13 protein-coding genes are annotated in these 5,301 nt (G+C 35.0%); all 13 read left to right on the forward strand.

What is annotated here, in order from left to right:
- The coding region (locus tag DMP16_RS07570) for a 30S ribosomal protein S3 (protein ID WP_143577051.1) at positions 1 to 604 on the forward strand (604 nt) is incomplete at its 5' end.
- A complete protein-coding gene (gene rpmC, locus DMP16_RS07575; RefSeq protein ID WP_069282012.1) occupies positions 604 to 837 on the forward strand; it encodes a 50S ribosomal protein L29 in 234 nt (77 codons plus the stop codon). The genes DMP16_RS07570 and rpmC, both read left to right, overlap by 1 nt.
- A gap of 27 nt (positions 838 to 864) precedes the next feature.
- Positions 865 to 1,107 carry a ribonuclease P protein subunit gene (locus DMP16_RS07580; RefSeq protein WP_069282014.1) on the forward strand — a complete coding sequence of 81 codons (243 nt, stop codon included), beginning with the start codon at positions 865 to 867 and terminating at the stop codon, positions 1,105 to 1,107.
- A 5-nt stretch (positions 1,108 to 1,112) separates the two neighbouring features.
- Complete coding sequence (locus DMP16_RS07585) at positions 1,113 to 1,457, forward strand: 30S ribosomal protein S17 (protein ID WP_069282015.1); 345 nt, start codon at positions 1,113 to 1,115, stop codon at positions 1,455 to 1,457.
- Position 1,458: 1 nt separating this feature from the next.
- Positions 1,459 to 1,875, forward strand: a complete 417-nt coding sequence (locus tag DMP16_RS07590; RefSeq protein WP_069282016.1) for a 50S ribosomal protein L14 — start codon at positions 1,459 to 1,461, stop codon at positions 1,873 to 1,875.
- 4 nt (positions 1,876 to 1,879) lie between these two features.
- Positions 1,880 to 2,281 carry a 50S ribosomal protein L24 gene (gene rplX / locus DMP16_RS07595; RefSeq protein WP_069284555.1) on the forward strand — a complete coding sequence of 134 codons (402 nt, stop codon included), beginning with the start codon at positions 1,880 to 1,882 and terminating at the stop codon, positions 2,279 to 2,281.
- Positions 2,281 to 3,000: a 30S ribosomal protein S4e gene (locus DMP16_RS07600; protein WP_069282017.1), complete on the forward strand. Its 720-nt coding sequence runs from the start codon at positions 2,281 to 2,283 to the stop codon at positions 2,998 to 3,000. The genes rplX and DMP16_RS07600 overlap by 1 nt, the downstream gene beginning before the upstream one ends.
- A gap of 1 nt (position 3,001) precedes the next feature.
- Positions 3,002 to 3,535: a 50S ribosomal protein L5 gene (locus tag DMP16_RS07605; RefSeq protein ID WP_069282018.1), complete on the forward strand. Its 534-nt coding sequence runs from the start codon at positions 3,002 to 3,004 to the stop codon at positions 3,533 to 3,535.
- Positions 3,536 to 3,540: 5 nt separating this feature from the next.
- Positions 3,541 to 3,705, forward strand: coding sequence for a 30S ribosomal protein S14 (locus DMP16_RS07610; RefSeq protein WP_069282019.1), 165 nt, complete (start codon positions 3,541 to 3,543; stop codon positions 3,703 to 3,705).
- Between the two features lie 6 nt (positions 3,706 to 3,711).
- A complete protein-coding gene (locus DMP16_RS07615) occupies positions 3,712 to 4,113 on the forward strand; it encodes a 30S ribosomal protein S8 (protein WP_069282021.1) in 402 nt (133 codons plus the stop codon).
- Positions 4,114 to 4,123: 10 nt separating this feature from the next.
- On the forward strand, positions 4,124 to 4,669 hold the full coding sequence (locus DMP16_RS07620) for a 50S ribosomal protein L6 (protein WP_069282023.1): 546 nt from the start codon (positions 4,124 to 4,126) through the stop codon (positions 4,667 to 4,669).
- Positions 4,666 to 5,070, forward strand: a complete 405-nt coding sequence (locus DMP16_RS07625; protein WP_069282025.1) for a 50S ribosomal protein L32e — start codon at positions 4,666 to 4,668, stop codon at positions 5,068 to 5,070. Before DMP16_RS07620 ends, DMP16_RS07625 begins: the two co-directional genes overlap by 4 nt.
- Positions 5,071 to 5,301 (forward strand): 50S ribosomal protein L19e (locus DMP16_RS07630; RefSeq protein ID WP_304948039.1); only part of this gene is annotated, 231 nt, incomplete at its 3' end.

The following is a 5,301-nucleotide window of genomic DNA, read 5'->3' on the forward strand; positions in this document are numbered from 1 at the left end:
GTATTATAATGCAGAATATGCTGGGGTAGAAGTTCTGAAAACGCCAATAGGAACCAGAGTTATAATATATGCTGGAAGACCTCCGATGATTATTGGGAGGGGAGGAAGAAATATTAAGCAGCTAGCTCAGATTCTTGAGAAAGTTTTCGGTCTCGAAAATCCTCAGATAACAATAACTAATGTTGAAAATCCAGAGCTTAATGCCAGAGTTATGGCATTTAGACTAGCAGTTGCATTAGAGAAGGGTTATCATTTCAGAAGGGCAGCATTTATAACTATACGAAGAATAATGAATGCTGGGGCTTTAGGATCTGAAGTCATAGTTAGTGGAAAGTTAACTTCGGAAAGAGCTAGATACGAGAAGTTAAAGGAAGGAATTGTATTTAAGAGTGGGCAACAACTTGAGAAAATGGTCGATAGAGCTATAGCAATAGCTATGCTAAAGCCAGGTATTTATGGAGTAGAGGTCTTAATAACAAAACCAAGGAAAATTGAAGATAAGATTACATTAAGAGAAACTCCAGCTGTGCCTCAAGAGGTATCTGTTACTAATGTGTCATTTATTAGTGAGTCAGGTGAGGAAAAGAAGGAAGGTGAACAATAATGCCCTTATCTTCAGATGAATTAAGAAAGATGCAAAGAGAGGAGCTTGCTAAAAAGCTTGAGGAATTACGAATAGAATTAATTAAACTGAGGGCTCAAGCAAGGATGGGAACTTTAAAGAATACTTCAAGTATAAGGAATACTAGAAAGGATATTGCGAGAATATTGACTGTACTTTCTGAGATTAGTAGAAGTTCGTCTCAACAACCTAAATCTGAAAAAGCTAGCTCTTAGTAATTTTATTTAATAGTAGGCTATTGTATTATGATAGATTATATTGGTTCTAGAATAAGGATTTTATATTATACTGATCCTGGTTTAGCTCTAAAAAAAGGGGAAATAGTTTTTGAAACTGAGAGGACATTTCTAGTTAAGTTAGCTATTAGTAACAGAGTGATAACAATTTTTAAGTCGAATGGAGTATTTGAGATAACTTTTAAAGGTAAGCGTTTTATAATAGGTGGTCACAAGTTAGTTAGCAAACCATGGAAGAGAGTTAGGTGAAATAGATGGGATCAAAAGGAAAGTTGATAAAAGATGTCGGTGTTCCAAATGTGAAAGTACCTGATAAGACTTGTACTGATGATAATTGTCCTTATCACGGTACATTAAGAGTAAGAGGTGCGATAATGGAGGGAGTATTAGTTAAGAGTAGAGCCCAAAAATCTGGTGTAGTTGAGAGGCAGTATTTATATTATGATTCTAAATATAAGAGGTATGAAAGAAGAAGAAGTAGAATTCACGTTCACATTCCACCTTGCGTTGAAGTAAAAGAGGGAGATAAAGTTATAATTGGTGAATCAAGACCTATCTCTAAATCGATTAGTTTTGTAGTACTAGGTAAGGTGAGTTAAAGTGCCAGAAAAAATTCAGTTTTTAGGAGCTAGAAAAGGTTTAACTCCAGCTATTCAACACTATAGTATTTTGAATGTGGCGGATAATAGTGGAGCTAAAGAGGTTATGGTAATAGGAATCTATGGATATAGAGGTGTCTTAAGAAGAGTTCCATTTGCAAACATTGCCGATATGATTATGGTGTCGGTTAAAAAAGGAACACCAGAAGTAAGAAAACAGAAGTTTAGAGCCGTAATAGTTAGGCAACGTATGCCTTATAGGAGGCCAGACGGAACATGGATCTCCTTTGAAGATAATGCAGCGGTAATAATAAATCCTGATGGAACTCCAAAGGGAACTGAGGTTAGAGGTCCTATTGCTAGAGAAGCAGCAGAGAGATGGCCTAAAATAGCTAGTATAGCTACATTAGTGATTTGAGGTGATGTTTACGTCTTCTCTTAAGCCTTCTAAACAAAGAAAATCAATCTACACTCTACCTTTGCACGGGAGAAAAAAACTACTTGTTTCAATGGTCTCAGAAGATATTAGAAATCAGTATGGTATAAGGAGGATTAGTGTTAGGAAAGGCGATACAGTAAGAATTCTCAGAGGGTCGGAGAGTGGGAAAGAAGGCAAAGTGGTAGAGGTTAATTCTAAAACCGGTAAAGTCGCTATTGAGGGGATCACAAGGAAAAAGGCTGATGGTACTCCCGTTTATAAATGGATTCATGCTTCTAAATTGATGATTATAAAGTTAGATTTAAGTGATCCGAGACGAAGAGAGAAAATCGAAAAAATTTCTGAGATACGCAAGAAACAATTGGAAAAGGGGGTTGAGAAGTAATGACGCATATTACAAGATTTGAGGCACCTTGGTTTTTACCTTTAAGTAAGAAAGAATATAAGTGGACTGTTAGACCTATCGCCGGTCCGCATTCAGTTACTACTAGTGTTCCCTTAGCTATAATACTTAGGGATTATCTTAATTTAGCAGAGTCACTAAAAGAAGCTAAGTTTATTATTTCAAGTGGTAAAGTGCTAGTTGATGGCAGGGTAAGGAAGCATTATAAATATCCCATCGGGATTATGGACGTAATCTCTGTTCCATCTTCAGATTTATACTTTAGGGTAGTCCCTGACAATATTAGATTCTTAAAATTGATTAAGATAACTAAGGATGAGGCTAATTATAAATACGTTAGAGTGATGAATAAGACAACTGTTAGAGGAGGTATTATTCAATTAAATTTAGATGATGGCAGAAATATTCTGCTATCTTCTGAAGAAGCTAAGAAAATTGGAACGTTGTCAACGCTTAAGATAGAAATACCTACTCAGAAAATAGTGAATATATTTACTATCAACGAAAATTCATATGTAGTAGCTATAGGTGGAAAGAACATTGGTCTTCATGGTATAATACAGAAAATAAGCTGGAGTAAATATAAGACTAGGAGATATACTATTGTAACTGTTAAAGGTAAGGATGATAAAACTTTTCAAACCAACTTATTAAATATCATGAGTATTGGAAATGAAAATCCTGATATGAGGATTGAGTAAGATGAGTGAACAAGCAGTTACCCAGAACATTATGAGGAAAATAAAGTTAGTAAAAGTAACTGTGAATATAGGAGTAGGTGAATCTGGAGATAGATTACAGAAGGCATATCAATTACTTCAAGAATTAACTAATGCAAAGCCAGTATATACTAATGCTAAGAAGACGATAAGGGAGTTTGGAACAAGAAAAGGTCAACCAATAGGTGTGAAGGTGACACTAAGAAGGGATAAGGCTTATGAATTTTTGAAAAAAGTATTAGAGGCAGTAGGTTATAGGATAAAGAAAAGCAGTTTTGACGATAATGGAAACGTAAGTTTCGGAATTGCAGAACATGTCATAATCCCTGGGGCTCGTTATGACCCTGAAGTAGGCATTTTTGGTATGGATATAGCAATAACTTTAGAGAGAGCTGGATATAGAATTGCAAGAAGAAGGAGAAAGAAGACTAGAGTGCCAAAAAGACATAGAGTAACTAAGGAAGAGGCTATAGAGTTCTTGAAGCAGAATTTTGGGATTCAAGTTATAGAAGGGTGAATAATATGGGTAAATTTAAACCTCCGGCAGAAAGAAGATATGGAAAGGGAATTCAAGCTTGTAGAAGATGTGGGAGTAGAGATTCTGTGATACAAAAGTATGGAATATATTTGTGTAGACAATGTTTTAGAGAAGTGGCTTATGAGTTAGGATTTAATAAGTATTGGTGATATAAGATGGTAGTAATAAATCCTTTATCAAACGCTCTCACAACTATATATAATAATGAGATGAGAAGAAACAAGCAAGCAATAATAATGCCTGCATCCAAGCTAATAATAAACGTGTTAAGAGTTATGCAAAAAGAAGGATATGTAGGTGAGTTTGAGTTCATTGATGATGGAAGATGGGGTAAAATAACAGTTCAGTTGCTTGGAAGAATTAATAAATGTGGACCCATTACGCCGAGATATCCATTAACATATAGGCAAATGATCAATTTACCAGACTATATTAGGCGATACCTACCATCCAAGGAAATTGGCATAATAATAGTTTCTACTTCTAAAGGTGTTATGTCCCATAAAGACGCTTCTAGGATAAGAACAGGTGGAATTGCTTTAGGTTACGTTTATTAGGTGGTCAGAAATGCAAACAGTTGTTTTGAAGGAGGAAATTGATGTTCCAAATAACGTTAATGTAAAGATCGATGGATCAAAAGTTACTATTAAGGGTCCAAAGGGAGAAGTTAGTAGAGACTTTAGTTACGTTAAAGGAATTGAGATTAAATTGGGTGATAAAAAAATTATCTTAGAGACTACTTTTGCTGATAGACGTAAAAAGGCATTATTCTACACATTACTAAGGCACTTACAAAATATGATTACTGGAGTGACTAAAGGCTATAGATATTATTTGAAAATAATATACACCCATTTCCCTACTACAGTAAAGGTTGTAGGAGATGAGGTTCAAATTACTAACTTAATTGGCGAGAAAGTTGTTAGAAAAGCTAAGATTAGTAAAGGAGTGAAGGTTACTATTAAAGGAGAAGATATAGTAGTTGAGGGTTCTGATATTGAGGCTGTTGCACAAACTGCATCAAATATTGAATTAGCTTCAAAGATAAGAGGTTTCGACAGACGTGTTTTCTCTGATGGAATATTTTTATATAAAAAAGAGGTGATAGAATGAGCGGTCAATTAAAAACTAAACAATATCGTGAGTTAAGGCAAAGATTAAAAGAAAGGAAACCAGAGTTTCTAAGATATGACGCGGATAAATTCTTCAAGCTAGGTAGACAAGAGAAATGGAGAAGGCCTTATGGTAGAGATAATAAGACTCGTTTAAAGATAAGAGGATTTCCACCAAAGGTCAGTGTAGGTTACAGATTACCTAAGGACATAAGGTACTTACATCCAACAGGTTTGAAGAAAGTGATAGTTAATAACGTTGATGAGCTAATTAAGCTTAAAGATCAGAAGGATAATGTAATAGTGATTATTGGAGGCACGGTTGGATTTAAAAAGAGGTTGGATATTATAAATAAGGCTAAGGAATTGGGAATTAAGGTTTCAAACGAGGGTGTTATGTAAATGAGCGATTTATCTTTTCAGAAGAGACTCGCTGCAGAACTGACCGGAGTGGGAATTAGTAAAGTAAGAATAGCTGAAGGTTTTGAAAGTGAAGTCCAAGATGCGCTAACTAGAAGTGACGTTAAGAAATTGATAAAAGAGGGTAAAATAATAATTCTAAGCAAAACAGGTATTAGCAGTGGAAGAGCAAAGGAGAAAAGAAGGAATAGGAGAATTAAAAGTGAAGGTAAA

Source organism: Sulfolobus sp. B1, from assembly GCF_007050195.1.
GTDB lineage: Archaea > Thermoproteota > Thermoprotei_A > Sulfolobales > Sulfolobaceae > Saccharolobus.